The sequence below is a fragment of the Paenibacillus sp. NPDC056579 genome (genome assembly GCF_042793215.1).
Taxonomy (GTDB): domain Bacteria; phylum Bacillota; class Bacilli; order Paenibacillales; family NBRC-103111; genus Paenibacillus_S.
The window spans coordinates 1,307,260-1,333,490 of record NZ_JBHTVD010000001.1 but is presented as its reverse complement, the minus strand read 5'-3'; the positions used below and the strand labels follow the sequence as shown (position 1 = coordinate 1,333,490).

General features: G+C 42.4%; 25 protein-coding genes and 2 pseudogenes. 19 read left to right on the top strand and 8 right to left on the bottom strand.

Annotated features, from left to right (window positions below; genetic code table 11):
• Nucleotides 1–202: 202 nt before the first annotated feature.
• The 4 genes from ACFQ88_RS06050 (at nucleotide 203) to ACFQ88_RS06035 (ending at nucleotide 4,297) form a co-directional block, all read left to right on the top strand.
• Nucleotides 203–805: a TetR/AcrR family transcriptional regulator gene (locus ACFQ88_RS06050; protein ID WP_239624536.1), complete on the top strand. Its 603-nt coding sequence runs from the start codon at nucleotides 203–205 to the stop codon at nucleotides 803–805.
• Between the two features lie 569 nt (nucleotides 806–1,374).
• Nucleotides 1,375–1,581, top strand: a complete 207-nt coding sequence (locus ACFQ88_RS06045; RefSeq protein ID WP_379452910.1) for a hypothetical protein — start codon at nucleotides 1,375–1,377, stop codon at nucleotides 1,579–1,581.
• Nucleotides 1,582–2,212: 631 nt separating this feature from the next.
• The gene (locus ACFQ88_RS06040) at nucleotides 2,213–3,781 is read left to right on the top strand and encodes a tetratricopeptide repeat protein (RefSeq protein WP_379452908.1); all 1,569 of its coding nucleotides are present in this window, start codon (nucleotides 2,213–2,215) and stop codon (nucleotides 3,779–3,781) included.
• Nucleotides 3,782–3,940: 159 nt separating this feature from the next.
• A complete protein-coding gene (locus ACFQ88_RS06035) occupies nucleotides 3,941–4,297 on the top strand; it encodes a nucleotide excision repair endonuclease (RefSeq protein ID WP_379452904.1) in 357 nt (118 codons plus the stop codon).
• Between the two features lie 341 nt (nucleotides 4,298–4,638).
• On the opposite strand, the gene ACFQ88_RS06030 is transcribed toward ACFQ88_RS06035, so the two are convergent.
• Nucleotides 4,639–4,857 carry a helix-turn-helix domain-containing protein gene (locus tag ACFQ88_RS06030; RefSeq protein WP_379452894.1) on the bottom strand — a complete coding sequence of 73 codons (219 nt, stop codon included), beginning with the start codon at nucleotides 4,855–4,857 and terminating at the stop codon, nucleotides 4,639–4,641.
• Between the two features lie 397 nt (nucleotides 4,858–5,254).
• On the opposite strand from ACFQ88_RS06030, the gene ACFQ88_RS06025 reads away from it, so the two are divergent.
• Complete coding sequence (locus tag ACFQ88_RS06025) at nucleotides 5,255–5,818, top strand: SF0329 family protein (RefSeq protein ID WP_239624528.1); 564 nt, start codon at nucleotides 5,255–5,257, stop codon at nucleotides 5,816–5,818.
• A 508-nt stretch (nucleotides 5,819–6,326) separates the two neighbouring features.
• Here the strand turns inward: ACFQ88_RS06025 and ACFQ88_RS06020 are convergent.
• The 3 genes from ACFQ88_RS06020 to ACFQ88_RS06010 form a co-directional block, all read right to left on the bottom strand.
• A complete protein-coding gene (locus ACFQ88_RS06020; RefSeq protein ID WP_379452891.1) occupies nucleotides 6,327–6,731 on the bottom strand; it encodes a VOC family protein in 405 nt (134 codons plus the stop codon).
• 564 nt (nucleotides 6,732–7,295) lie between these two features.
• On the bottom strand, nucleotides 7,296–7,598 hold the full coding sequence (locus tag ACFQ88_RS06015; protein WP_379452889.1) for a helix-turn-helix transcriptional regulator: 303 nt from the start codon (nucleotides 7,596–7,598) through the stop codon (nucleotides 7,296–7,298).
• Between the two features lie 211 nt (nucleotides 7,599–7,809).
• Nucleotides 7,810–8,358, bottom strand: coding sequence for a TetR/AcrR family transcriptional regulator (locus ACFQ88_RS06010; RefSeq protein ID WP_379452887.1), 549 nt, complete (start codon nucleotides 8,356–8,358; stop codon nucleotides 7,810–7,812).
• Between the two features lie 133 nt (nucleotides 8,359–8,491).
• Here ACFQ88_RS06010 and ACFQ88_RS06005 point away from each other — a divergent pair, with 133 nt between their 5' ends.
• The 4 genes and pseudogenes from ACFQ88_RS06005 (at nucleotide 8,492) to ACFQ88_RS05990 (ending at nucleotide 11,275) form a co-directional block, all read left to right on the top strand.
• A complete protein-coding gene (locus tag ACFQ88_RS06005) occupies nucleotides 8,492–8,962 on the top strand; it encodes an MFS transporter (protein WP_379452885.1) in 471 nt (156 codons plus the stop codon).
• A 44-nt stretch (nucleotides 8,963–9,006) separates the two neighbouring features.
• Nucleotides 9,007–9,229, top strand: a pseudogene (locus ACFQ88_RS06000) (cupin domain-containing protein); the annotation flags it as partial.
• Nucleotides 9,230–9,347: 118 nt separating this feature from the next.
• Complete coding sequence (locus tag ACFQ88_RS05995; RefSeq protein WP_379452883.1) at nucleotides 9,348–10,247, top strand: SDR family NAD(P)-dependent oxidoreductase; 900 nt, start codon at nucleotides 9,348–9,350, stop codon at nucleotides 10,245–10,247.
• A 443-nt stretch (nucleotides 10,248–10,690) separates the two neighbouring features.
• A complete protein-coding gene (locus ACFQ88_RS05990; RefSeq protein WP_379452881.1) occupies nucleotides 10,691–11,275 on the top strand; it encodes a YdeI/OmpD-associated family protein in 585 nt (194 codons plus the stop codon).
• Nucleotides 11,276–11,763: 488 nt separating this feature from the next.
• Here ACFQ88_RS05990 and ACFQ88_RS05985 read toward each other — a convergent pair whose 3' ends face one another.
• Nucleotides 11,764–12,165 (bottom strand): VOC family protein, encoded by a 402-nt coding sequence (locus ACFQ88_RS05985; protein WP_379452879.1) that lies wholly within the window; start codon nucleotides 12,163–12,165, stop codon nucleotides 11,764–11,766.
• Between the two features lie 435 nt (nucleotides 12,166–12,600).
• On the opposite strand from ACFQ88_RS05985, the gene ACFQ88_RS05980 reads away from it, so the two are divergent.
• Nucleotides 12,601–13,188 carry a hypothetical protein gene (locus ACFQ88_RS05980; RefSeq protein ID WP_379452877.1) on the top strand — a complete coding sequence of 196 codons (588 nt, stop codon included), beginning with the start codon at nucleotides 12,601–12,603 and terminating at the stop codon, nucleotides 13,186–13,188.
• 463 nt (nucleotides 13,189–13,651) lie between these two features.
• Here the strand turns inward: ACFQ88_RS05980 and ACFQ88_RS05975 are convergent, their stop codons facing one another.
• Entirely contained in the window at nucleotides 13,652–14,503 is an 852-nt protein-coding gene (locus ACFQ88_RS05975) for an aldo/keto reductase (protein ID WP_379452875.1), read from the bottom strand.
• 170 nt (nucleotides 14,504–14,673) lie between these two features.
• On the opposite strand from ACFQ88_RS05975, the gene ACFQ88_RS05970 reads away from it, so the two are divergent.
• From ACFQ88_RS05970 to ACFQ88_RS05940, 7 genes are all read left to right on the top strand, one after another.
• Nucleotides 14,674–15,123: a MerR family transcriptional regulator gene (locus ACFQ88_RS05970; protein WP_379452873.1), complete on the top strand. Its 450-nt coding sequence runs from the start codon at nucleotides 14,674–14,676 to the stop codon at nucleotides 15,121–15,123.
• A 528-nt stretch (nucleotides 15,124–15,651) separates the two neighbouring features.
• On the top strand, nucleotides 15,652–15,843 hold the full coding sequence (locus ACFQ88_RS05965; protein WP_379452871.1) for a hypothetical protein: 192 nt from the start codon (nucleotides 15,652–15,654) through the stop codon (nucleotides 15,841–15,843).
• A 441-nt stretch (nucleotides 15,844–16,284) separates the two neighbouring features.
• A complete protein-coding gene (locus ACFQ88_RS05960; RefSeq protein ID WP_379452869.1) occupies nucleotides 16,285–18,006 on the top strand; it encodes an extracellular solute-binding protein in 1,722 nt (573 codons plus the stop codon).
• Between the two features lie 67 nt (nucleotides 18,007–18,073).
• Nucleotides 18,074–18,976 carry an ABC transporter permease gene (locus ACFQ88_RS05955; RefSeq protein ID WP_379452867.1) on the top strand — a complete coding sequence of 301 codons (903 nt, stop codon included), beginning with the start codon at nucleotides 18,074–18,076 and terminating at the stop codon, nucleotides 18,974–18,976.
• A gap of 14 nt (nucleotides 18,977–18,990) precedes the next feature.
• Complete coding sequence (locus ACFQ88_RS05950) at nucleotides 18,991–19,917, top strand: carbohydrate ABC transporter permease (protein WP_379452865.1); 927 nt, start codon at nucleotides 18,991–18,993, stop codon at nucleotides 19,915–19,917.
• Between the two features lie 86 nt (nucleotides 19,918–20,003).
• Nucleotides 20,004–21,776, top strand: a complete 1,773-nt coding sequence (locus ACFQ88_RS05945; RefSeq protein ID WP_379452863.1) for a sensor histidine kinase — start codon at nucleotides 20,004–20,006, stop codon at nucleotides 21,774–21,776.
• Nucleotides 21,754–23,373 (top strand): response regulator transcription factor, encoded by a 1,620-nt coding sequence (locus ACFQ88_RS05940; protein WP_379452861.1) that lies wholly within the window; start codon nucleotides 21,754–21,756, stop codon nucleotides 23,371–23,373. Before ACFQ88_RS05945 ends, ACFQ88_RS05940 begins: the two co-directional genes overlap by 23 nt.
• Before the next feature lie 340 nt (nucleotides 23,374–23,713).
• On the opposite strand, the gene ACFQ88_RS05935 is transcribed toward ACFQ88_RS05940, so the two are convergent.
• Both ACFQ88_RS05935 and ACFQ88_RS05930 read right to left on the bottom strand, forming a co-directional pair.
• Nucleotides 23,714–23,953 carry a hypothetical protein gene (locus ACFQ88_RS05935; RefSeq protein WP_379452859.1) on the bottom strand — a complete coding sequence of 80 codons (240 nt, stop codon included), beginning with the start codon at nucleotides 23,951–23,953 and terminating at the stop codon, nucleotides 23,714–23,716.
• 260 nt (nucleotides 23,954–24,213) lie between these two features.
• Nucleotides 24,214–24,558 carry a hypothetical protein gene (locus ACFQ88_RS05930; protein WP_379452857.1) on the bottom strand — a complete coding sequence of 115 codons (345 nt, stop codon included), beginning with the start codon at nucleotides 24,556–24,558 and terminating at the stop codon, nucleotides 24,214–24,216.
• 127 nt (nucleotides 24,559–24,685) lie between these two features.
• Between ACFQ88_RS05930 and ACFQ88_RS05925 the strand changes: the two genes are divergently transcribed.
• Both ACFQ88_RS05925 and ACFQ88_RS05920 read left to right on the top strand, forming a co-directional pair.
• Nucleotides 24,686–25,642 (top strand): sigma-70 family RNA polymerase sigma factor, encoded by a 957-nt coding sequence (locus tag ACFQ88_RS05925; protein WP_379452855.1) that lies wholly within the window; start codon nucleotides 24,686–24,688, stop codon nucleotides 25,640–25,642.
• Nucleotides 25,643–25,951 (top strand): annotated as a pseudogene (locus ACFQ88_RS05920) (SRPBCC domain-containing protein); the annotation flags it as partial.
• Nucleotides 25,952–26,231 lie beyond the last annotated feature (280 nt).

Below are 26,231 nucleotides of genomic sequence, written 5' to 3'. Positions count from 1 at the left end.
AACCAACTCCTTAATTAGATTATAGACAAAATCATACTAACCGGTTAGAATGTTTTCATGATATACAGAATTATCCATCCAGTCAATACCCAAATTTACAAATATTTTGATTTAGGAAAAAGGGTTCATTATTATTAGGCAATTCTTGAACCCTTGTTCGTACTATTAACTACAGGATTGGTAAAGGAGAGCTAATTTTTATATGAAGTACTCAACTGGTGAAGAAACTAAAAAGAAAGTTATCGATTCTGCATTTCAACTTCTTGCAGATAAGGGGTATGATGCAATGAGCATTGATGACATTATGAAAGGAACGGGAAAAACAAAGGGTTCATTCTATGTCCATTTTAAGAATAAAGAAGATCTGTTGTATGAAGTTATACAAAATCGATTAGATCGAGATTTTGATCACATCGTAGAAGAGACTTTAAAAGAATTATCGGATGAAACATGCAATGTTCAATTGATATTAAAACGATTAATGCATCTAGTACATGTAGGTACGGGGGGAGTAGATCGGGAGTTATGGACTGCTGCCTATTATCAAATGGTCGTTCTTTCAAGGAAAAATCAAATTGTTCGTGAATGGATGATAAAACAATATCGTGCTTGGGTTGATTTTATGTCAAAGATTATTATTAGAGGACAAGAGCTTGGACAAATCCGTACTGATATAGATGTTCTTGTAATGGTCAATATGCTAATCAGTTTATTAGAAGGGTACGAACTTCGATCAATGGTTGATCCAGAAATTGATGTTTATGAACAATTAAAACTCACCGAAATGTTCTGTATCAATCAATAAAAATGAATTAACTCATAAAATTAGTTTTAGATGCCGGTACTACGTTAACAAAGCAGGAGATGGTATTTCTACGAGGATTGGTTAAAGCGCTTCACGAGTCAGGTGTAATGACCTGCATGGTCAAGAATACTTTATGAAAAAGAGAAGGAGACCCGGTAGTTTGCGGGTCCTTTTTTTCAACACAGGAAGGGGTCTGTCTGAGCGGAAGCGCAACTTGAAAATGCGGCCAACGTGAAGTCTGTCTGAACAAGTCACTCAAACAAAAAACTATGCGGGACTGCTTCTCCAGAAATGCTTGAATGGATGGTTCCATGCACAGTCCGATGGCCTGAGTGTATCAAAATAAAGAGAAGAAGACTAAAATAAATTGTCTGAAAAAAATATGTTTTAATAATGAAAAAAAAAAACAGCTGAAAAATATCTTGCTGGATTAAAAGTTTTTTCAATTGTAAAATAATGTTGCGATATCAAGTGTTGTGATATATTGATTGTTAATGTAGGGAAATTAGTGTCATTAATGTAGGTGGATTTGCGTCATGATTGAGATTTAGGATAGGTAATGTGAATAGTTGAAAGTAGGTGAGGGTGTGGAGAAGAAAAAGAAATTAAATAATGCTATTCAACTTATGTCTGGACGTTATAAAGCTGCTGATACACCAGAGCTAGAATTGGGTGCAGATCTATTTGCTGTAAGAATTAAAAAGCAGTTGATTAAAGAAGGCTTTACAGAAGAAGAAGCCGAAAAGGCACGAGTTAAAGCTAAGCTTTTAAACTAATAAAAGGGATGCAGAAATGTTACGGAAATAAGATGCAATGTAACAAATAAAAACAACTAATGATGGCTACTATGGCAGTCTCCGACTAGGCTGCCTTCTTTATATTTTAATTCGTCGGAATTGGTTCCTCATATGATGTTGTGATTAGGAGGATGTTAGCCGTTGATTTTTTATTGGCTGGTTCTTGATACGTAGGCATAGGATTTACTCTAATGAATTAACTCTTCGATAATTGGGAAAATTAGTAATATAGTTAGGAATATTAGTAGTAGGGAGCAATTTATTTAAGTCGATCTATGGAATTGAGAGTCGAAAACTCTAATGTAAAAGAAACCATAAAGATGATGGACGAAATTGGCTTCGAACGAAAAAACCAATGGGCTTCTATGCATTTAAAAGATCATACAGTAGTAAGCTTTTGGAAGAAAGAACTAGACAAACCCTGATCGACCCGTTATGATGTGATCTCGGTGAAGTTTTTTATTACGAGTATCACGGCGGAAGTTAGAGGTAGCGCTTGGATTGTCGGAACCAGATGGATTTTTAAAGTGTGTAGAAATCATTGTCGTATAAAAAAGGTACTTAGTAAGGTAAGTTATAGGTAATATTTCAAGAGAGCAGGATCGTATAAATGACAGGTACTAACAAACAACGTTACCGCTTCAGTGAAGCGCCTATATGGAATGTCCAGCGACAATATTATGAAGAGGAAGGAACGAAGGCCTGGAACAATGACCAAGTTCCTCAATATATAACGAGTAATCCGATGATCGCTAATGCATATGCAGAAATGATCTTTGGGTTTCTTCAAGATCGCGCGAATAAGGAATATTCTTTAGATCCTGTTTTAATTGTAGAGCTTGGAGCAGGAGCAGGACGCCTTGCGTACCATGTTTTGCATGAGTTGTGTCAACTAAGAGACTACGCTGGGATATCACTGCCTCGGTTCCGCTATATCATGACGGATTTGGCGATGAACAATGTTATGGCTTGGAAGGAACATCCCGCTCTACAATCTTTTATCACTGAGGGAGTACTTGATTTTGCGCGATTTGATGCTGTCCATGATAAAGTACTGAACCTCATTGTATCAGGTACAACCGTTAGTGAAGGAGATTTAAAACAACCATTAATCATTGTTGCCAACTACTTTTTTGATAGCATTCCACAAGAGTTGATTTATGTTGGTGATGGGCAAATTTATGAAACAGATGTTTATATCGAATATCCCGAACATAGTGATTCACTTAAACCATCAGAATGGTTAGATCAAATAACTTTACACTATGAGCACCGACGAGCGCCTGAGTACGAACAAGAGACCTATCCTTACCGTAATGTCATTTCCCTTTATCAGGAACAACTAGAAGACTCGCATATTTTATTTCCAGCCGCTGGAATAACTTGTTTAGAGCATTTAAACCTGTTGTCTCAAGCGGGATTCCTATTAATAACAGCAGACAAAGGAGATCACTTACTAGATAACTGGAAATTCGCAGAACCGCCGGTATTGGTCTTACATGGAAGTTTTTCTTTAACGGCAAACTACCATGCGATTCAGCATGTCTTTGAACAAAGAGGAGCCGCGGCGTTATTCCCCCCACATCATTATAAAAATATAAATGTTGGCTGTATCCTCAATTTAGAAAAACCAATGGAATATCCAAATATGAGATTAGCTTATCGTCGATGTGTTGAACGCTTTGGTCCAGACGAATTTTTTGCTATGAAAGGTTGGGTAGATCGCAATCTAGATAGCATGGAACTAGAGCAAATATTAAGTTTTTGGCGTTTGGGTGGATATGACGCGGAATTTTTCATTCAAAGCACGAAGCAGATCTCCAGATTGTTGCCAGAGGCAAACGATGAAGAAAAGCAGGATATCTTAAGAGGCATTCAACTGATGTGGTCTTCATACTACGTCATGGAGCAGCGTTATGATCTAGCCCTTGATGCAGGATTGGTACTGTTTGAGATGGACATGTACGAACACTCCAAACGGTATTTGGAAATATCGGTACATCAAGAACCGAATGAGGTCATTTCAACCGTATATTACTGTCTAGCCATTTGTTGTTTCGAGTTAGACTTAGTCGAAGATGCATGGAGGTACATACGAAAATTATTAGATCTTGAGCCTGATCATGAGGAGGCATTGGCGTTGATAAGCCATTTTGATGAACAATTTGAGTTGCGTTGATAAAGTTCAATCAAAAAGGCGAACTAGACGTTGTATTCTCTTCCAAAGCTGTTGTCTTTTGGGGAGACAAATCAGTTAACTCCTTCAAAGTAGAAAAATGGTTTTACCGTGGAATTTGTGTTAGTATATAGACCTATATTGAAGAGGATGTGAACGATCGTGATAAACATTACCATTCCCACACCGGATGTTACCATTACCAAACAGAATAGTCCCGAGCTAAGCAATATTTACGGGTTTACTGATTTCCACTTAATTACCAGGGAAAAGGGTGGCATCTTTATGTTTTACAACGACAAAGAGGAGATGTTATTTGTCGGTAAAGCGAGGAAGTTACGGCCAAGGATAAAAAAACATTTTGAGGATACTGTATCACCAATCAAAAATCATAGAAACGAAATTACTAAAATAGAGGTTTGTATAGTTGAGGACCCGGTCGATAGAGAAATTTACGAAACCTATATCATTAATAAGTACAGGGCTAAATACAATATAGACAAAGTGTTATACAACTAAATGTATGGATGTTCTTAATGCATAATGGGAAGCTTTATAGTCAGCAGTAGGTTTGAAGCTTGAGTTAGACAGTAATATAGTTAAACTCCATATGGCATGAGTTCGGTATTTGCACCGTTCTCATGCTTTTTCAAATTTTTCATGTTGAGTGTCAAGAATATAGGCCGATTAAGATCCCGCTTCATAAAGTGATTGTCCATACACTCAGGAAGATTGTCATGAAAAACAGACCCTTTACCCACTTAAGGAAGACAAGTAAAAGGGTCTGTGTATTACTGGCGAATAAATCTTCCACGTCCTCAACGTTATACTGGTAGAACCCCTAGCAAGCGATACAACTATTAGTTTTTTCCTAAGTTTTTATTTTGTGTAGTTGTCATACCAAAGTATTTTTTGAAGGCTTTGCTGAATTGCTCTAGCAATGAAAAACCCATCTTACCGGCAATGGCACCAATTGTCATGTCTGTTGATGTTAGAAGACGTGAAACGGTGTTCAACCAGTGTTTAATGGATAAATGGGATAATGTTTGTTTCGTCGTCTTGTGGAGGATGCGTTCCATCTATCCATTTGGTCTATTGGTTTCAGGATCATTAAATTAATGGCTACTATAATTGAATACACATCAATGGACGAAGCTACCGACACGATTGGAAGCTTCTTTGCATTAACGGGAGGGTAGCGAAATAAAAGATGCTTGCGGAAGAATATCGAAATTCAATGTTAATCAATCCCGAGTGGAGTTTTTGATGATACTTGGTAAATATAAAGGTATGGGTCCGAGTTAGGTTTGAATATCGGAACTGCTTCTTAGTCGGGGAAACGAATTCGAATACATTCTCGAACATAGAGGAGGGAGGATTGGGTTTAAGGTTGCTTTGATCGATGTGTTGGTTATTGTATTATGGATAATAGAACGAGTGCCTTAATGGGTATTTTATAAAAAATAGGAGGATGAAATGGCCTGGAGCAAATTGAAGCAACATCTGGAGAGCTTTCTCAGTCCTGCGTTATATGGAAGGGTCGAATATCTTTCAACAAGCTACCGCTATTTACCAGATAAAGCAGGACTTTGTTATATTGCGGTAGATAAAAAGAACGTACTCAATATGAGTGATACCTTAATCAAATGGTATCAGACGGAGTTGGAAATTAAGAATGATTCAGATATCCAGCTTCCTATCAACAATGAAGAAATTGAAGCGGTTAGAAAAGATACCAAAGGGAGTGTTCCGGAGGATCGTTTAATAGTAATCGCAAGAAGTAGAAAAATATCAGAACATGCAAAGGAGCTTTTGTCAGCACAGTCATCATTAAGTAAATCAAATTTTATCGTTGTAGCTAATAAGTTTTTATCCATTTCTATAGAGGAAAGCATAGAGAGCAACGATATCTTATTGAATATTCTAGCTTTGGTTGACAGACGAGTTGGAAAAAAGCGAATTTTAAACTTGACCGAGAAGATGAAGTTAAAGCATCCAATTGTACAGTATTTTTTTGAACTACGGCTTAGTACATTATGAAAAAAATAAACAAAAAAAGAGTCGAACTAGCGATTACGCTAACGGGTACGATAGCTTAATAGTCAACTACTACGCGGCTGCCGGCATTTATCGGCAGCCGTATTAAGCTAACTGGCAGTTTATTTCGTCATGCAAGAATGAACTAGGAGAGGTACAGATCACTTAACCCATCTATCTTTTTAACAAATATTTTGGGTTTATTTGACTCAGCAAAAGCGGATTTTTTGATCCCTTAACTACTGTGATATAAAATAATCAATCAACTCCGAACCAATGAACTGACAAGCATATTAGATGCAGGGTGTGGGGAAGGCTCTCATTTAAGTAAGATTCAAGAAAAGTTATTTCGAAAAGCAACCAATTCTCTATTGGCGGTCGGAATCGATAAATAATGAAGAACCTAGATAAAATGAAGAGACCATAGCTCGTTGCTATGGTCTGTCTCTTTCTATGAAGCGATCAGCAAATTACTAACTACGAAATTCGCCTCACACACTTCAACTGTGCGTCAACGTCTACCGCTGAACCGTTTGATCGCTTCCTCGGTAACCGGGGCGAAGAGGTTAACCAGGTTGCCGTCGGGATCGCGAAACATCACAGCACGGTTCCCCCACGGCATCGTGGTTGGTTCCTTTACCCACTCGTCGACAAACGGCTTCAGGCGCTCGTATTCGGCATCGACATCGTGGACGCGGAACTCGATGATGACAGAGTGATTGTCGGCCGCCACAGCGGAACCAGCTCCGAACAGTTGCACCGTCTGGGAGTGGCCGATCGCCAGGGTACACGATGGCACAACGAGTTCAGCAAAGACGGGTGCGGGGCGTTCCGCGGAAACACCCATGACTTTCTCATAAAACTCGACGAGACGATCCACGTCGTCGGTAATGATGCGTACAGAAGCAAAATTCACGAAATATCATCCTTCCTTTAATAAATGATACAATACCATATCATATCAATTAGAGCCTAAATACTTTACGGTTACTTACTCCGATTATAAATAAACGCTACTGACAACAGTATGTCAGTAGCGTTTTAAATTTTTTTGCTTCCTACTGAATTTGTTTTCGGAATGCGTCAGTACACAAAATAAAACATTGGGGTGTAATATGGACGATTTATTCAAGATCATTCACGACTGTCGGGTGACAAGAACATTATCTCATTCCCGACGGATGGTGGGAGGGATATGTGGATTGATAAATCGGCAAAGGGATTTTGTGGAAATAACATTAGCAGTGAATAACGTCTAAATAGATGTTGAGGTGTATTTGAATGCGATGCCAAGATGGTTAAAGGTTTTTTATTACTTATTGTTTTATCATTGAAGAAAAGAGCGTAATCAAGTGTCAAAACTATAGTCAGATAATGATCCTCTGATGTAACGGATTTTTTGTTTAATCGGAACAGAATTCTTGTCAATTCTGTGTTGTTCCGATGGCCGATCTGTGCCAAGAATCTGTTCCGGGCGGTCTTAGTTTTTATGCCTGTACTGATTTGGCGGCATACCCACATATTTTTTGAACGCTTTCGAGTATGTGAATAGATCCGGATAGCCAACGGAGTGAGCAATTTCAGACAGCTTGTGCTCCGTTTCCTTGAGCAGCGTCTTGGCCGCATTCATTTTCAACTGCTGCAAATATTGGACCGGCGACATGCCGTACGTTTTGCGGAACGATTTGCCGAAATGAGTGCGGTCTCCCCCGGCGTAATTGGATATTTCCTTGATGGTGATCCCTTCCGCAAAATCCATGGTCGGGCCGATCGGTTTTAACATCAAAGGCCATCGAGAATATTCTTGATGGTCTTTTTAATTTCTGAACTATGGTGTGATGACGAAATGTAATAAATACTAAAAATATCTAGTGATCACAAACATGCGCAGGAGCTAACATGCAGCCCTTTGGGCCGATTCCGTTTAGGCGTTTAGTAAACGGGCAAATCACCGCTACCTAAGTCGCAAGCCCAGAAGGATTGTTAGTTAAGGACTAGAGACTTCTCCCCAACAAAGCTCCGACTTGTTTAGCCATTACTTGAGGCGGATAGGGCATCCCGTTTCTGATCCACCATTCTATTACACCTACATAAGCGGTACCGGCATATTGTAGCATCACATCTTCTTGTAAATCTGCATTTCTTCCGCTATCTCGGTCAATCTCACCTTTGAATCCTTCAATAAAAGAAGCAAGAAGCCTCGTTCTAAAAGCTGACGGCACCCCTTTGCTTGCTAACATGGTCGAAAAAAATAAATAATTTTTCTCAAAATATTCAAAATAAGGTACAAGAGCCTCGTTCCAATCCATCTCACATGCCCATTCATCCATCTCTCCTAATTCATTAAGGTGTGTTTCTATGAGTTTATCCAATAAATCAAATTTGTCCTGATAATGAAGGTAAATGGTCCCGCGGTTTAGGTTGGCCCGGTCTGCGATATCCTGAATGGTTATATCGTCGAAATTTTTTTCAGTCATTAGTTCAATAACAGCTTTCTTCAAAGCTTCCTGTGTTTTCACAATTCTACGATCCACATTAGCCATCGTACTCCCACCAAACTTTCTAAGTTACTTAACAATTTCGGTTGTTTCGTTGATATATCAACAAATCACAGTTTTTTAACCATTGAATTTGCGTTCTAAATTATATAATAATAGACACAAGTTGATTAATCAAATGAATTTGATTAATATTTTCGATCCTCTTTGCAATGAATGGTCTTGCTATTATGATTGGATCGCAGGTTGTCAAACAATCGGCTGGTCGGCTGACGAACGCACTATAATTCGTATTGGATTATTGCTATCCTTTATTTCTGCTTCTGCGATCCTGGCAGCAGTACTTTCTATGGGATCTTTACCGGCGATATTTATTTCAACCTTCTTATTTGCTGTATCCATTGGGATCATTGGTCCAGTTTCCGTTACTTTAGGGATGGAATCGCATGGACATATTGCGGGGAGTGCGTCTGCTGTACTGGGCACCCTTCAATTTGCATTGGGTGCAGTTACTTCTCCGCTTGTGGGACTTCGCGGGCGAGAATTCAGCCATCCCTTTTGGAATCGTTATTTTTACAACCAGTTTACTGGCCATCTTATCCTACATCGTCTTCATCAGGAGGGTGGAGACGGTAAGCGGCGGGAGTAACAACGCACAAACAAATACGTGATTCTAACGGAGGGACCTAGAAAATGGAAATCCGAAGAGTTGGATCCCAACCATCCGGAAAAGGACTATCAATATTTTACCGGCACGGTTCGCATTGATCCACTATTTGAAGCGGTAGATCCTGCACGCGTTGCTGGAGCCAGCGTCACTTTCGAGCCAGGCACACGGACAGCATGGCATACTCATCCGCTGGGTCAGACGCTGATCGTAACGGCAGGCAAAGGACTTGTTCAACGATGGGGAGGTCAGTAGAATGCTACCTCAAGTAATAGCTTAACGAATTGGAACTTTGTGCGGATAAGTCTGCTGTAATCTGCCAGTTACTTCAATGAAAGAGGATTAAAGTCGAAATGAGGGAGATACCATGTCGGGTAATAAGAAAGTTTGGTTCATCCCAGATGCTGCGCGTGGAAAGGGCGTTGAGCTCGCAAAAGCAACCCTTGCCGAAGGCAACCAGGTCGTTGCCACTAGTTGTAATACAGATAAGTTAGCCACAATCCTTGGTGATCACGAAAATCTATTGATAGTGAAACTTGATATTACTGATCCAACTAATGCAGAGGCCGCCGTGAAGTTGGCAGTCGACCGATTTGGACGTATAGACGTATTAGTCAACAACGCTGGTAGCTTTTATGATGGCTCCTTCGAGGAACAGACCTTAGAACAGATCGAACGTCAATTCTCAATCACTCTTTTCGGTCCGATGAACGTAACCCGCGCCGTGTTACCTGTGATGCGTAAGCAACGTTCAGGGCATGTTATTTCAATCTCTTCACTTGTTGGGCTGGTCGGATTTGAATACAACGTTGCGTACGCTTCTTCGAGGTTAGGTTTAGAGGGTTGGATGGAGGCGTTACATTTTGCACTAGCTCCATACAGCATCAAAACGACTATTGTCGAACCAAGCTGCTTCACATTCTGGGCTGAGCTATCTATAGATGACTACGCCGAGCGTAATCCACAATTCCGGGCTTTCATTAAAGTAAAGAATGAAGGACACGAATGCGCTCCGGCCAAGCTTGTAACGGCGCTAGTCACCATCTCAAACCTTAGGGAACCACCGTTCCGTTGGATTGCAAATACTGATGCCATCGCTGGTGCAGAACAGAAGGAAGACGAACTTCAGCAAGGGGTAAATGCCTATCCTGGACGGAAGTTAATGAGTTTTTTCGCAAGAATTCGTAAAATGGTAAGACGATACACTAGAATAGTCCAGACAAGGTTGTTATTTCCATTTTTTCGATCAAAGAACTGTAATCCATGAAAAAGCTTTTTTGAAAATATGGACTCTTGGTCCGTATATTCTAGGGCTAATATCTACATAGTTATTATTACATTATGGAGGTAAATTTTTTATGGACCGTTTAGAAAAGATCAAGGAAAAATACAAGCAGAAATTTTGTTATTTCAAGGAGAACCTGTGCTGCTACTTTTTGGGGGAGGTTTATTTTCAGGTTAATGACAAGCAACGTGAGCAAATGATCTTTGTAGTTGCTTCAAAGCTATTTTTTTAGTGGTAGCCCAAGTGAAGGTGCGGGAGCGTTCTTTTTATTGAACTAACGGGCAGTATTGTTCAACAGTTTTACTCGCACCTCGGTGGCTTGTTTCTGGAATTGAGATATTAGCAATAGCTCAAGCAAGGCTAGACTATCACTGACTGTATCTGTCAACTATATTGAAGTACACTACAAGTAGGAGGCGATTCAAGTGATCAATAAGTCCAATGAATTACCGGTTATGTTTTTTGGCGAACAGCAATCTCTCGAGAATTGGCTTGAGAACAATCATGACACTTCACCGGGAATCCGGTTGCAAATCTCGAAAAAAAATTCCGGTGTGGCTACCGTATCCTACGATGAAGCACTTGATAGTGCATTGTGTTACGGATGGGTTGACAGCCAGAAGGAAAAGTTTAATGAAAAAATGTGGGTTCAACGATTTACTCCGCGTAGGGCTAAGAGCATCTGGTCGAAAGTAAATAAAGAAAAAGCAGAGCTTCTCATTACAAATGGAAGAATGAAGCCCTCTGGGTTCAAAGCGATTGAAGTTGCCAAAAAGAATGGACAATGGGATAAGGCCTACGAATCGCAAAGTATCGCTTCTATGCCTGAGGATTTCGCAATTGAACTTGAGCGTAATGTCAAAGCGAAGGCATTTTATGATACGTTGAATAGTCAAAATAAATATGCAATCCTGTTCAGAATCCATAATGCCAAGAAGCAAGAAACCCGGGCGAAACGAATTCAACAGTTTGTAGCGATGCTTGAAAAAGGTGAAAAAATATATCCCTAATCAGTCCCTATCGATTTTGAACTAACTGGGAACGATAGTTCAACTACAGTTGGTGGATCCAAAAATCAACGATATAGAAAACTAATCAAATCAAAGAAAAAATAAGCTCGCTCCACCCGGTTCGAGCTTATTTTTTCAGTGTTTCACGGAAAGTAAATCAGCCGCCAGGGGCAAATTTGGCAGTATCCATTGCGAAAAGGGCTTGTGTATTCAGTTAAAGGGTACGATAGTTCCAATAATGTTACGACGCAGCCGTTCAGCATGATCGGCTGCTTTTTCATTAAAGTAACGGGCAGTTTAGTTCCAATATGTGTTAATCTAGTTTATGTAAGACCAATAAATTAACATCGGCTAACCCAGGTGATTTGTAATAGTTTCACCAACGAATATTACCTTCTAAGCAACGTTTTGAGTTGAATGACAGATATGAGGTTATACGGGGTGTAAAAAACGCCGGTGACCTTAAGCAGGTGACCGGCGCTTTCATATTAGCGTTTCGGCATTTTGCTCTTATCCATATACAGCAAATTCCAGCGGTGACCGTCCAGGTCGGCAAATCCTGCGCCGTACATCCAGCCCTCAATTTCACTCGGCTTGCCAAAGATGCTTCCTCCGGCAAACTCTACTTTTTGAATAAATGCATCTACTTCTTCTCTGCTTTCAGCTCCGATGGAAAATATTACCTCTGCGCTATGTGAAGTATCTGCGGTTTTTGAACCTGTAAATTTCTCAAAGGCCGCATCCGGGAACAGCAGAATCGTTGTTTGGCCTATGGTAAGCTTGGCTCTCTCGTTACCAACGCTCACCGCATGGAATCCAATCTCATTGAAAAAAGCAGTTGACCTCTCAACATCTTTGACCGGCAGGTTAATCCAAATCTCCTGTGACATGGCTGTAGCCTCCTAAAATATATTTTCAACTCCTACTATACTCTACTTCTGGCAGCAGAAGCGAATCTTATAAAAGAAACCGCAACATAAATGATACAAGGACCATTTAATCATTATCAAAGAAGTCGACTGGGAGGTTTACCAACTGATGATGAGTTATTATTAAGCTCACGGGTACGATAGTTCAATGCCGAAGGGCTGCCGCGTGGCAGCCCTTCGCTCAACAAACGGGTAGTTTAACGTAGGGAATTCAGTGCATGCAGGCATGTTTGATTCTATTGTCATCAAGCATAATGTGAGACAGACTTCCGTTTTTACGGGGTCTATTTTCATTTGAGGAATTGAGCGATTAACTATAATCACTTGTCCATATCCATCAATCCATAAACTCATATATATAATATAGATTCGCTTATACAAAGGGGGACGCATGAAATGTACAAAAGAACAGTGATAAAAAAGGCAAATTATACGGTCAAACAAGTAGAATCAACTGTAAGACATAAGGGAATCCGGACGAATATAGTTGCAAAAGTAATGAGAATGATGGCTGCCACACAAAGATCATTGGATGGACAAAAATCGGTTATTATTACTCAAAGTACTAGAAGAATAAGTACGAATCGAAATTGGGTAAACGCACTTGAAATCGAGCGAAATCCGGCATGGGTAGCGCCGCAAGCAGGTGAATCGTACGTTTGGGGAAGAAATGACCCTAATGGTCCTGCTGCTGTGGTCGCCAGAAGATTTACGATTAGAGACGATATTGAGAGAGCTAGATTATTCCTGTCCGTTGATAACTTTGCCATCGTTTTAATAAATGGACGGTCGGTAGTTATCGACAATCCGCAGGGCAATGTTTCATTCTTTAATCCGGGAAGATCGTTTAATATTAGGCGTTTCCTTCGGAGAGGTACGAATGATATTGTGATAGCCGCTTTTAATTTCCCGTCAAATGCAAACAGAAGCGAAAATAATCCCGCTGGTGTCCTTGCACGTATCGAAATTCAATTAGAAGATTAATCCGGTAGTGCTTGAAGACACCACAATGGGGTGTCTTTTTCTTTACGTTCATCAGTCGTACTCATCGCTATGTTCGACCTTAATTCACCGCAACTGGTATGTTAAACATAAAACATCGGCGTAGACGGATATTCGTGATGACCGAATTACAGTTTATAAATACACAACAAATGAAATTATTGAATTAAATACAGCTGATTATTTTACGAAAACAGAGTACGAAGAGATATTGATTGGAAGTTCAGGTAACTTAACATATAGGGGGCCTTGTTGATTACTGTCCATCGTAGTTATTGTTTAGCTAACGGGAGTTTAGTTATGGAAGTATCGGTGGTATATAGATTCGGTCCACCGATAGCAGTTTTACTATTTTTACAATCTAAGTAAAGAAGGACAGGGAGATTGCCCTGTCCTTTCTTTACAGATGAGGATAAATGCATGATGAGTTTACGCTTAATCAAGTTTACAGATCGACTTTCCAGTTCCCCATCATCTTGGCGACTTCCGGATCGCGGTACGATAAGAAAAGACTTTTCCGCGTATCGAGAGTGGAAATTTGTTCGATGTTGTCCGCGCTCAATTCAAAATCGAAAATGTTAAAGTTTTCGACGATCCGTTCTTTTTTCACCGACTTCGGAATTACAACGACTCCACGCTGAACAAGCCAGCGAAGCACGACTTGGGCGACGGACTTGTTGTGTTTTTCTGCGATGGAGGCCAGCACTTCGTTCCCAAACAAGTTGTTAAGTCCTTCAGCCAAAGGCGCCCAAGACTGGTGCTGTACTCCCTGCTCTTTCATAAAAGCGGCGCTCTCGATCTGGTGGTAGAACGGGTGCGTTTCGACCTGATTGACGGCAGGCACGATTTCGTTATGCACGATAAGGTCCATCAAACGGTCAGGCAGGAAATTGCTGACCCCGATTGCCTTGATTTTGCCTTCACGGTACAGCTCTTCCATCGCACGCCAAGCGCCGTAGTAATCACCGAAAGGCTGGTGAATAAGGTATAAATCCAGATAGTCGAGCTGGAGCTTCTTCAGGGATTTGGCAAACGCCAGCTTGGCGCTCTCGTAGCTGGCATCCTGAACCCAAAGCTTGGTTGTGATGAACAGCTCCTTACGCGGTATACCGCTGCGCTTGATCGCACGGCCCACCGCTTCCTCATTCAGATAACCGGAGGCAGTATCGATTAGGCGGTAACCAGCCATCAGCGCTTCGTATACGGCTTTCTCGCATTCTTCAGCATCAGGAACTTGGTAAACACCGAAGCCGATGATTGGCATTTTCACACCATTGTTTAATGTTACGGATTGCATTGTAATTCCTCCCAGTGTTCAAATGTATAACAGCAAACGGCGCTAACCCTAAATCGGGTGCTGCACCGAGGATTCCAGTTACGCCCCGTTTGCGTTACACTAAGCTTAGAACCTTCGTGTTACACGAAGTCAAGTTCGTTTTACTATTTATTTTCCAAGGGGGATTTCACATGCATACAGTCAAAGAAGCCGCTCGAATTACGGGACTCACCGAGCACGCAGTACGCTTTTACACGGATAAAGGTCTGGTGCCAAGCGTACAGCGTAATCAAAACAATATTCGGATGTTTGACGATGAATCGATCAACTGGTTGTATGGTATCAAATGCCTCAAGCAATCCGGAATGCCGATTGAAGTTATCAAAAAGTACATTGATCTCTGTCTTGAAGGGGATACGACCCTCCCGCAGCGCTATGCACTCATGATGGAGCATAATGAGGAGGCAATCGCTAAACTTGAAGAAGCCAAACAGCACGTTGCCCATTTGGAACAAAAAACCCTACTATATCAGGCCATTCTGGAGCACCGCTCACCAGACATGATGAATCCTGGCAACTGGGACAAAATCAAGCATATGCATAGTGACGTATTTTACTCGCATGCTTTTCAGAAAGCTTAAGATATCACGTGAGACCTAACCGCTTTGAATAATACTCGGATTCAAATTTCTTATTGATTAGGCAATAAACAAGATTTACATCCGTCTAGATTGAACTAACGGGTACGACAGCATGGAGTTGCCACGTAGGCAGCTCCTTTTTGATATGTATAATATTAACAATTGTTGTATAATAGGGGAGTTGGGTAGTCGTTGGAATAGGGTTCTTAGCCTTATTAGGTGTTGCCGCGAGTGTAGGAATGTGGTTCGGTAAAAAATGGGGATGGTGGGTAGCCCTCTTTTATTTTGCATATGCAATAACACGTAATATTAATGTAGTAACAACGATTCCAAGTATTGCTGAACACTTCAGAACTCTACCGCAGGAACTATGGACTTACTATTTGAAATATGGAATAAGAATTGTATGGAATGGGCTATTGATGTATTATCTTTGCAGTGAAAATCCCTCATTTTACTTTATAACAACAGAAACAAATAAGTGGAAAGCAGTTCTCATCAAAATTAAAACGAGGATGTCACCTGAAAATGACGACCTTTTTCGCCTGCGTATCGCTGTTCCGGTTCTGTCTGAAACGCCTCCATGTGGAAGCGGGACAACTCCCGGATATCGTTCTTTCCGATCGCCGCCACATTCTGCAGGAAGGTGAGGAGCACTCTAATACTCAAGGCATGGGTTTACTGCATCCACAACCCTCTTTGGGTTTATGCGGGCAGTAAGTAATATCATCAATCTTCGCTTCAGGTAACCCTTCAACATATCCTTTTGTAAACGCTCTTGAATTCGCTGCAGCATCTCCTCATAGACCAACACCACTCTGATTAGTGACGATAAGTATCATATACCCCGTTTCTCGTAATAAAGATATACACTCTCAATAACTGCTCATTCAGATAGGAATAGCTGAGGCGTATCCATGTTTTTTAGGACCCTGTTGGCCGCAGCTGCTCCGAAGGAAGACAGTCCAAGCACTTAATCATTAAAAGTAGAGAAGATGGTTGAGGTTCTAATGCACAAAATGATTACGCTTACATTATGACAAGATTTGGTAAGTAAAGTAAAGAGTTGTACATTGTTTGGATGATGTGCCGACCCTATAATGAAAACATGAACAGCGTCACTGTAGTGATACTTTAGAAAATCGATATAGGGGGATGTACATGAAGCTAAGTAAACACAAAATGAAAGCGGTGTCTGTTTCCTTACTCGCCTTCACAACACTTTTATCGGCATGCAGCAGCCAAGACGATTCAACGAGTACTGGGCAGAATGAAGCGGTGAGCACGGCCGGAAATAACGATGTGAAAGTTGTACATGCAGAACCGCTTGGCAAGTATGATCCACCGATTGAAGTGTCGTTTGTCAGGAACCTCAGTGACGTTGTAGAAAATAACGTACTCGGTGTGCTAAAGGGAGAAACGTTCGAAGACAACCGCTGGACCCGTTTATATAAGGAGCAGTTGGGCATCAGTATTAAAAATAGATGGGTCGTAAAAGGGAGCGATACCTCAGAGCAATATTTGCAAAAACTGAATGTAACACTAGCCTCCGGCGATCTGCCCGATGTTATTCCAGTGAACGCGACCCAATTAAAGCAATTGGCGGATTCCGGCCAAATTGAAGATATGACAGCCTTATATAAGCAGTATGCTTCTCCCCTAACAAAAGAAATCTTATCGCAAGAGGGAAACAGCCCATTCGATGCCGCTACGATTGAAGGTAAGCTGATGGCAATCCCGCAGGTCGATTCCTCACTTGAACGAGCTATGTTTATCTGGATTCGTACGGATTGGCTTAACAAGTTGGGATTGCAGCCGCCAAAAACAATGGTTGACGTACTAGCAATTTCTAAAGCTTTTGCAGAGAAGGATCCGGATGGCAACGGAAAAAAAGATACATATGGCCTCGGTTTAACCAAAAGCTTGTGGGGTGGAGCAATAGGGTTAGAAGGGTTCATGGCCGGGTATAAGGCTTATCCGAATATGTGGCTTACCGATGCATCCGGAAAGCTGGTTTTTGGCGGTATTCAGCCAGAGGTTAAGAAAGCGCTTCAAGCACTCCAGAACATGTTTAAGAATGGAGAATTGGATCAGGAATTCGGCATTAAAGATGGCGGTAAGGTATCAGAGCACATAGCCGCAGGTAAGATCGGAATGGAATACGGCGAACAGTGGAATTCCATCTGGCCACTTCAACTGAACCGCAACAACGACCCGAATGCACAATGGCGGGCATATCCGATTGTTTCGGAGTCCGGCGATACGCCTAAAGTTCCTTTGAGGTTCAGCACAAGCAAGTTTTTTGCGGTTAAAAAGGGATTCAAGCATCCTGAGGCGGTTATCAAGCTATTTAACCTGCATCTGGAGAAAAATTTTGGCACGACTGCGGAGTTTGACAAATACTATGCACCGCCTGAAGCAGAGAGCGTATGGCAACTTTCACCGGTGACCCCGAGCCCTGTAAAGAAAAATGTAGAGGCATTCAGAGCGATCGATGCGGCACGTAAAGCGAATAACTTCTCGACCTTGAAAGGGGAAGCAAAAACCATTCAAGGAAAGATAGAAGCTTTTAATTCGGGCTCTAAAGAAGGGTTTGCACTGTGGGGTTGGGAACGGATTTATGGCCCGGAGGGCTCAGAAGGGGTTGTTGACCAATACGATAAAAATAACCAGTTTCTGATGGATAAATTTGTTGGCGCGCCTACGCCTACGATGGTTGATCGGAAATCGACTTTAGAAAAATTAATGAATGAGACGTACACCAAAATCATTATGGGTGGCTCTATGGATGAATTCGATAAGTTTGTGAAAGACTGGACCAAGCTGGGCGGAGAGCAAATTACGAATGAAGTAAATGAATGGTATAAATCAACGAAGAAGTAGAATCGGGCAGAGGATGGGTTCATTATCCTTCCTCTGCTTTTTATGCATGACATAATGGAGGTTGGATATGGGAACAAAAAAAATGTGGAGAGAGCTTCCACTGCATTTGATGATGTTACCGGGATTAGTACTAATCGTGCTATTCTCATATGTCCCTATGGCGGGTATCATCATCGCATTTCAAAAGTTCATTCCTGCAAAAGGCTTGTTTGGTGACCAGCGATGGGTAGGATTGGATAATTTCAGATATGTTATGAACTTGCCTAGCTTTAGTCAGGTCTTGTGGAATACCCTCTTTATTTCAGGTCTTAAGCTTATTCTAGGCTTAATCGTGCCGATCATATTTGCCATTCTTCTCAATGAATTGAAGAATGAGGTGATTAAAAGAAGTGTTCAAACTACTATTTATTTACCTTACTTTCTTTCCTGGGTAGTTCTAGGCGGCATACTCATCGATATTTTATCGCCTTCTAGCGGTATTGTTAACCAATTATTGGGCGCTTTTGGCATAAATAAGATATTTTTCCTCGGGGACAATCAATGGTTTCCGTTTACGCTGGTATCATCGGATATATGGAAAAATTTTGGTTATGGCACGATCGTCTATTTGGCGGCTATTACGGGAATTGACCCTGGTTTATACGAATCCGCTACGATCGACGGCGCAAACCGCTGGCATAAGATTTGGCATATCACTATTCCCGGAATGCGTATGGTAATCGTACTGTTGACTGTTCTGAGTCTAGGGCAGCTTCTGAATGCAGGCTTCGAACAAGTGTTCAATTTGTATAGCCCTCAAGTGTATGAAAGCGGCGATATACTAGATACTTTTGTATACAGAATCGGATTGTTGGATGCTCAATATGGTGTGGCAACGGCAGTTGGATTATTTAAGTCATTAGTATCGCTTATATTGATTTCAAGTTCGTACTTTGTGGCTTATCGGTTTGCAAAATATAGAATTTTCTAGGAGGAAGGAAGACAGTGGTCCAACCATCATCAAGTTCTGTGTCTGACACATCTATCCGGATACCTGACAGTCGGAGACGATTCGAGTGGTTTTCCGTTCTGAATGTATCTTTTCTCATCTTCGTATCGTTGATTTGTGTCCTTCCGTTAATACACGTCGTTGCCGTTTCGTTTAGTTCAAGTACAGCAGCGGCAGCAGGTCATGTAAAACTTTGGCCGGTAGATTTCACATTAGCCTCTTATAAATATACGGCCAGTCGGGAAGCATTTTGGCAATCCATGCTTGTTTCCATGGAGCGCATTGCAATCGGGACGCCCTTAAATTTGGTCCTGACTATCCTCGTTGCATTTCCGTTATCCAAGGAATCGAAGGTGTTTCGCCTGCGAATGGCATATGCTTGGATCTTCTTCTTGACCATGCTCTTTCACGGCGGTTTGATCCCTTGGTACTCGACGATTAAGCAGTACAATCTCCTTGATTCGATTTGGGCGCTCGTGCTGCCTGGCGCGGTCCCAGTTTTCAGCGTTGTCCTACTACTTAATTTTTTCCGAGAGGTGCCAAAGGAGCTGGAGGAGGCAGCGGTCATGGACGGTGCCAGCTACTGGACAACACTCTGGAAAATTTACGTGCCGGTATCCAAACCTGCTCTCGCAACGCTAGCCTTATTCTCCATGGTGGAACATTGGAACAGTTGGTTTGACGGCCTTCTCCTTATGGGAGACCCTAGTCATTACCCGCTGCAAAGCTATATTCAGACGATTGTCATTCAACAAAATTTAACTAATATGTCACGCGACGAAGCATTAAATATGGCCCTCATTTCCGATAGAACGCTGAAAGCATCACAGATCTTCTTGGGCTCCCTTCCCATTATTTTGGCGTACCCATTCCTGCAGAAGTATTTTGTTAAAGGGATTGTCCTTGGTAGTGTTAAGGGGTAAAGGTTGGATGGCTTCGTATCGAAAATGCTTAGGAAACTTATAAGCTTCAGGCTATAATGGAAGAAAAAAAGTTGGGAGCTTGTACCTTGATCAACCACCAACCATTCGCTCTGCGAAACACGATTTTCCTTCGGCTGCTCAGTACTTTTTTGATTATCATTCTGCCCATTCTAATATTTGGCGTCTATCTTTATAACTGGATCGTACAGACTGCAAGCGAAGATATCTCAAAAACGGCGGTATCCCAGCTCACCTTCTATGTAAGCGACCTTGAGAAAGAGGTAGAACGGATGAAACTGCTGCAGTTTGGGGTTATTGAGGATGAAGATCTCAACGAGCTGACGCTGACCTGGGATACGATGGATGTGTTTAAACGTACTGAAAAAATTAACTCGCTGCGTAAACGGCTCTATGCAATTCAAAACAGTAGTCCATATATCAGAAATGTTAGTGCACATATTTACACGCTATCCAAAACGATCTCTTCTGCTAATGGCCCAAGCGAATTTGATGCAGAACGGCATAATGCCTTACGCTCCGAATTAAGCAGTAGAAATAACCAGATGATTGAGTGGAATGGCCGCTTATTTCTAGGTGCGGCAAGGCAAAGTGTGACCAACGGGAATCAACCATTGTTTATCATTGAAATTGAGCTGGATCAAGAGAGGCTGCAGGAAGCCCTTAACCAGTTCAACACCTATCCCGGCAGCGGGACATTGATGACTACTGACAAGTCTGGTGTCATTCTCACGAGTGGATCTTTAGAACACTTATGGCTGGATATACCGGCTGCCATTAAACAAGTAAGAGAAAATCCAATTCATGGTACGGGGACTTTCACCATCTCGGGAAATCGCTATTATACCGCATTTGCAAGCTCTGATTATTTAAATATGTCCATTTACCGATTTATTCCAGAACAAATTATTAAAAAGCCGCTGGAGAAATTTTATATATGGGCATGGTTATTTGTTTTTGTAGCAATTATCATCATTGCGATTTATGCAATTTCCACCTATAAATTTATTCACAAACCGTTGTTAACGCTTGTTAAAAGTTTTCGGCGTATTGAAAATGGGGATCTTGATGTGAACATCCAGCACGAGTCTAAGGATGAGCTCGGATACTTGTATAACCGATTTAACCAGATGGTTAGTAATCTTCGTTCTTTGATCGATCAGGTCTACAAGCAGAAAATTATGACTCAACGGGCAGAGTTGAAGCAGCTTCAATCGCAGATTAATCCTCATTTTTTATACAACAGCTTCTTCATCCTGAGGACGATGGCAAAGATTAAAGATGTTGAACGAATCGGGCAGTTCGCAACACAGCTTGGCGAATATTTTCAGTTCGTTACCCGGAATGCTTCTGACGAAGTACTGCTGAAACAAGAAATTCACCATGCCAGAATGTACACGGAGATTCAGGAATTGCGCTTCTCACGGCGTATCCGGGTGCAATTCGACCCTCTCCCGCTGGAAATCGAAAAGGTGTCAGTACCACGTTTAATTGTGCAGCCCATTATAGAGAATGCATTTGAACACAGTTTGGAACAAATGAAGCGCAGCGGATGGATAGTCATTCGCTTCGAGTTGGATGAGACAGAGATACGTATTGTTGTGGAAGATAACGGTGATAGCTTGACGGATAGGGCATTGGAGTGTATCTCGGATACTCTGGATAACAGTGACGAGCATGCGGAGACGACAGGCTTGGTGAATATTCACCGCCGACTTAAAATAACATTCGGTGAAGCATTCGGTCTGCGATTAAGCCGAGGTGAGCTTGGGGGATTGAAAGCAATCATTTCTATTCCATTGAAAGGGGCTGACGCTCATGATAAGGATGCTGATTGTTGATGATGAGGAAATTATTACAGACGGGCTGTTTGATGTATTTAGCCAACTGAGTCTGAATCTTGATTTGTATAAAGCCTATTCCGGCGAAGAAGCGCTGGATTTGCTGAATACAACGAGAGTTGATATTGTGTTGTCCGATATCCGAATGCCCGGGATGGATGGCCTTGATCTAATGAGAAATATAAGGAGTAATTGGCTGCATTGTAAAATCATTTTTCTAACCGGGTATAATGACTTTGATTATGTTTACCAGGCGATACAAACCCCCGGAGTTACTTATCTCCTAAAGAGCGAAGAATACGATAAGATTATTAAAGCGGTAACCGATGCGATTCATGAGCTGGAGAACAGTCTAAAGTTTCATAATTTAGTCCAGCAATCGAGGGAGCAGCTTACCACACTCGAAACGCTTGCTCAAGGCAATTATTTCCGCTATTTGCTTCAGGGAACACGGGCACCGGAGGAGCTGAAAGTTGATTTCTGCAAGTTAGGTATTATACTTGACCCGGCTTTGCCCATCCTTGTGGCCGTAGGCGATCTGCAACGTACGAATATGCACCGTTCGTTTGCTGAGAGTCAAGAGGCGGCGCTTGCAGTCAAATTTCTGGCAGAGACATTCCTGGCAGAACGAACGGATAGTCTTGGAATTATAGATCAATTCGGCCGCCTCGTTTGGCTCGTTCAACCGAAGCCTACTTGTGGAAAGGAAATGGAAGAAGCCTATGCCCGCACGGTAAAATTTCTAGAAGGGCAATTCGAGCTTATCCAGCAAGCTTGTCATGATTCAATGGGGATCACTTTTGCCGTTACGCTCTGCACCGATTCCTGCGAATGGAAGGGGCTATCAGAGATGTACGACCGAATTAGAAGCCAGCAGTACAGGCGAGCAGGAGACGGTGCCCAGATGGTACACACGATTAACATCGAAGCGATTGAAACCGCTGCCAGCTCAAGGACACTGAAAGACAAGGCGGAGTTGCTCGCCATTCATCTTGAAGGTGGAAATCGAGAGGGGTTTTTCTATCTGTTTAGCGAATTGACGGAAACGGCGTTCGATGAACGCGGGAACGTGAGCCCCTTTGCCTTGGAACTGTACTACACGATTGCGCTCTTATTATTATCTTACATTAACCGTTGGGAGCTTCACGATAAGATTGGAACAACTGGTCTTATGCAGAGAGACAGGCATTCGTCTTGGCAAGACAGCTTTGCATTCTTGAATCAGATCGCAGAGTCTTTATTCGATCTGCGATTGAGTGTAGAACGCAATAGAGCGGCTGCAGTGATAGGGAAGGTCCGCTCGTTCATTGAGGAGCATCTAGGTGAAGATTTAACTCTTGTACGTTTAGCCAGCGTGACCCACTTCAATCCGTCCTATTTATCACGGCTTTTTAAACAGGAAAGCGGGGTCAATCTATCTGAGTACATCGATGAAGCTAGAATCGATAAAGCCAAATATTTGCTCAAGAAAGACGAGCTGAAGATTGCGGAAGTAGGCGCACAGGTAGGGTATGAAACCCCGCACTCGTTTACTCGATTTTTCAAGAAATCTACCGGAGTGACGCCTATGGAATATCGTGAGACTGTAAGGAAATAATAGGGGAATGTGTTGATAACGAATCCGATCATCGGATGTTCCTGATCTTTGGCTCACTCAAGAAATACATTAATGAGGCTAGTGTTGAATAACAAAAGAGGTTAGTGGGAGCCTCTTTTAAATTAAAATCACCTGTGAATCTCCACCTGAGCATGCCTTTATGGAGTTTTATATTGTACTGGAATCGTGTCGGAGAGATGCATAGACTAAATGGAACATTATTCAGCTATAGTAAACGGAAAAGGCTCAAAACAAAAAGAGATTTATTTTACAACAGAATGCAAGGTCTGGCTTAATAGGTATCTCGAGATGCGAGAGGATTCATGTAAATCTTTTTGGGTTACTCCCCTCTTAAAGTAATCAATCCGACGCTCGGCGTGTTAAAGAGGCGAAGCATTGCAAAAGCGGTGCCGCTTAAGCCGAGTCCAGGGGTAAGATACTGCGTATGTCCATTTATGGTATTAACGCCCGCTACATTTACCTTGCCGGGAAAGAAGCCATAGCTCGGTGCAAATAAAGGGCCGATGAACGGCAAATAGATTTGTCCTCCGCGCGTATGTCCATTAATGCTGAGGCCCAATCAATCCACTCCTTATCGGTTTCTTTTAGAATTCTCGTACGGTAATCATGAACGAAATCTTCCTCGACATCAATATCCGTCGGCCGGTGGGATACCTCGATCGTAAACGGATCGGAAGTGGTGTTATATTCCTCATCAAACGCTTTTTTAGCGTCAATTAATTCCTGTGACGGGTTACCGTCGAAGATTTCAGTTATGCCCGGATAGGGATTGGTCTTTAGCCAGATCGATTGTCCGTTTTTCGTGATTTTTTGACCGGGCTATAACGGTTTAACGCCGTACAGTGTAAATAGATCATAGAATCGGTTGCCTGCGACAAGCGGCGTAATACTATTATTTTCATCCTTATCGCCGAGGATATAATACATTTCTTTGCCTTTCGGCATACCCTTGGGTAAATCTTCAAGCGGTTTTAGATTATCACTATCATCTTCTATATAATCCCCTGTAAAAAGTACGACGTCATATTCCTGTTTCCTAATTAAATTGATTAGCACGTTTTGCTCAGAACCAAATGTTTTTTCAATTAAGTCTGAAATCTGAAGGATTTCATAACCGTCAAAGCTCTCAGGAAGTTCCTTATGGGAAAGTGTCACAGCATCCACTACCAAGTCCTCGAAGGCCCATGATAAATGAACCCATAATCCTGCCTATTCATTCTATTGCGGCTGTCCGCTTCATTGCATATAATGAAGGTACTTCCCTTCGGGGAGATCTTTAAGGGAGGCCGCGATGAACGAGACCGCATTTGACGAACCATTATTTGCAAGCTTGAAGCCAGGCTTAACCTCGTTCTGTTACCGAATGCTGGGCTCCATGGACGATGCGGATGATGCTGTTCAGGAGACGAGTATTCGGGTCTGGCAGAGCTGGAGCACGTTCAGACAGGATTCCTCGTTCAAAACTTGGGTCTATCGGATTGCCTCCAACCTGTGCTTGGACAAGCTGAGACAATCCAAACGCCGAGCGCTTCCCGTTGACCTGTTCGATCCGGCCGTCGCCATCGTCGAGCCGCGCGACACGCTTCCGGACTCTGCCTGGATCTGGCCGTCTCCCGACTTTGGGGGCAATCCGGAGGATCGGCTCGTCCGCAGAGATACCCTTCAACTGTGCTTCATCGCTCTCCTGCAGACCTTGCCTCCGCGGCAGCGCGCGGTACTCATTTTGAAGGATGTATTTGAATGGTCCTCCAAGCAGATCGCGGAAACGTTGGCGATGTCGCCGGCAGCGGTGAACAGCGCCTTGCAAAGAGCCCGAGAGACGATGGACCGGGCGCAGCTTCGCTCGGATGAGCTCAGCAGCATGGACGTTCAACCGGAGCAGCAGCTGCTGTCCCGGTATGTGGAGGCCTTCGAGCAATTCGATATTGCTGCGCTCGTCGCGTTGTTCCACGAGGAAGGCTGCATGTCGATGCCGCCCTTCGAGATGTGGATCCGCGGCAAGGAAGATTTGTCCGCCTTCTATTCTCTTACTCGCTGGCATTGCGAAGGTTCGCGATTTGTGCCCATTACGGTGAATGGCGGTTATCCGGCGTTGGCCCAGTATATGCCGTGCAAAGAGGGCTCTGGCCTGGTACCCTGGGGCATCCACGTCATCGAAACCAAAGAAAATCAAATCCTGCACGTTCAAAACTTCATTCATACGCCATTATTTTCGCGATTTGGGTTGCCTGAGCGAATTGACCAATGAATTTCGAGTCAACCGACGAAGGTAACCGTGCAAGCCGTCATTCAAACCCATGTCGAGAAGGTATGGCGCTATTGGACCGAGCCTGATCACATCACGAAGTGGAATCAAGCGTCCGAGGACTTACATGCGCCGATAGCCGAAAACGATCTGCGGGTCGGGGGCAAGCTTCTGACACGAATGGAAGCGAAGGATGGCAGCATGGGCTTTGATTTTGGCGGCGTCTACGATGTTGTGAATCGGCATGAGGCGATCGGCTACACCATGGAAGACGGAAGAAGAGTGGATATTGCTTTCGTCGATAAAGGAAAATAGACGAAGGTCATTGAAACGTTCGACGCGGAAAGCTCCAATTGTCCGAAGAAAATATAGTTTTAGACTGGATTTGTTGAACCTACGCGGAATTCTGAATTGCAAAACCGTTAGGCTCCGAAAAATAAGTATTAGACTGACTCCATTATAAAACCAGCCGAAGCCTTGGACCGGAAAAATAAAGTCCTAGACTGCTGCAGGTTTATTGAACTATCGTATCCGTTAGGTCAATCGTCAATCCCATAAATAACTATGTCATTTCGCATAACTGAACAAATTT

Bases quoted from the DNA above. Each gene is read 5' to 3' on its own strand.
- ACFQ88_RS06050 (WP_239624536.1), top strand. From the start codon at position 203: ATGAAGTACTCAACTGGTGAAGAAACTAAAAAGAAAGTTATCGATTCT.
- ACFQ88_RS06040 (WP_379452908.1), top strand. From the start codon at position 2,213: ATGACAGGTACTAACAAACAACGTTACCGCTTCAGTGAAGCGCCTATA.
- ACFQ88_RS06030 (WP_379452894.1), bottom strand. From the start codon at position 4,857: ATGGAACGCATCCTCCACAAGACGACGAAACAAACATTATCCCATTTA.
- ACFQ88_RS06025 (WP_239624528.1), top strand. From the start codon at position 5,255: ATGGCCTGGAGCAAATTGAAGCAACATCTGGAGAGCTTTCTCAGTCCT.
- ACFQ88_RS06015 (WP_379452889.1), bottom strand. From the start codon at position 7,598: ATGTTAAAACCGATCGGCCCGACCATGGATTTTGCGGAAGGGATCACC.
- ACFQ88_RS06010 (WP_379452887.1), bottom strand. From the start codon at position 8,358: ATGGCTAATGTGGATCGTAGAATTGTGAAAACACAGGAAGCTTTGAAG.
- ACFQ88_RS06005 (WP_379452885.1), top strand. From the start codon at position 8,492: ATGAATTTGATTAATATTTTCGATCCTCTTTGCAATGAATGGTCTTGC.
- ACFQ88_RS05995 (WP_379452883.1), top strand. From the start codon at position 9,348: ATGTCGGGTAATAAGAAAGTTTGGTTCATCCCAGATGCTGCGCGTGGA.
- ACFQ88_RS05985 (WP_379452879.1), bottom strand. From the start codon at position 12,165: ATGTCACAGGAGATTTGGATTAACCTGCCGGTCAAAGATGTTGAGAGG.
- ACFQ88_RS05980 (WP_379452877.1), top strand. From the start codon at position 12,601: ATGTACAAAAGAACAGTGATAAAAAAGGCAAATTATACGGTCAAACAA.
- ACFQ88_RS05975 (WP_379452875.1), bottom strand. From the start codon at position 14,503: ATGCAATCCGTAACATTAAACAATGGTGTGAAAATGCCAATCATCGGC.
- ACFQ88_RS05970 (WP_379452873.1), top strand. From the start codon at position 14,674: ATGCATACAGTCAAAGAAGCCGCTCGAATTACGGGACTCACCGAGCAC.
- ACFQ88_RS05965 (WP_379452871.1), top strand. From the start codon at position 15,652: ATGACGACCTTTTTCGCCTGCGTATCGCTGTTCCGGTTCTGTCTGAAA.
- ACFQ88_RS05960 (WP_379452869.1), top strand. From the start codon at position 16,285: ATGAAGCTAAGTAAACACAAAATGAAAGCGGTGTCTGTTTCCTTACTC.
- ACFQ88_RS05955 (WP_379452867.1), top strand. From the start codon at position 18,074: ATGGGAACAAAAAAAATGTGGAGAGAGCTTCCACTGCATTTGATGATG.
- ACFQ88_RS05940 (WP_379452861.1), top strand. From the start codon at position 21,754: ATGATAAGGATGCTGATTGTTGATGATGAGGAAATTATTACAGACGGG.
- ACFQ88_RS05925 (WP_379452855.1), top strand. From the start codon at position 24,686: ATGAACGAGACCGCATTTGACGAACCATTATTTGCAAGCTTGAAGCCA.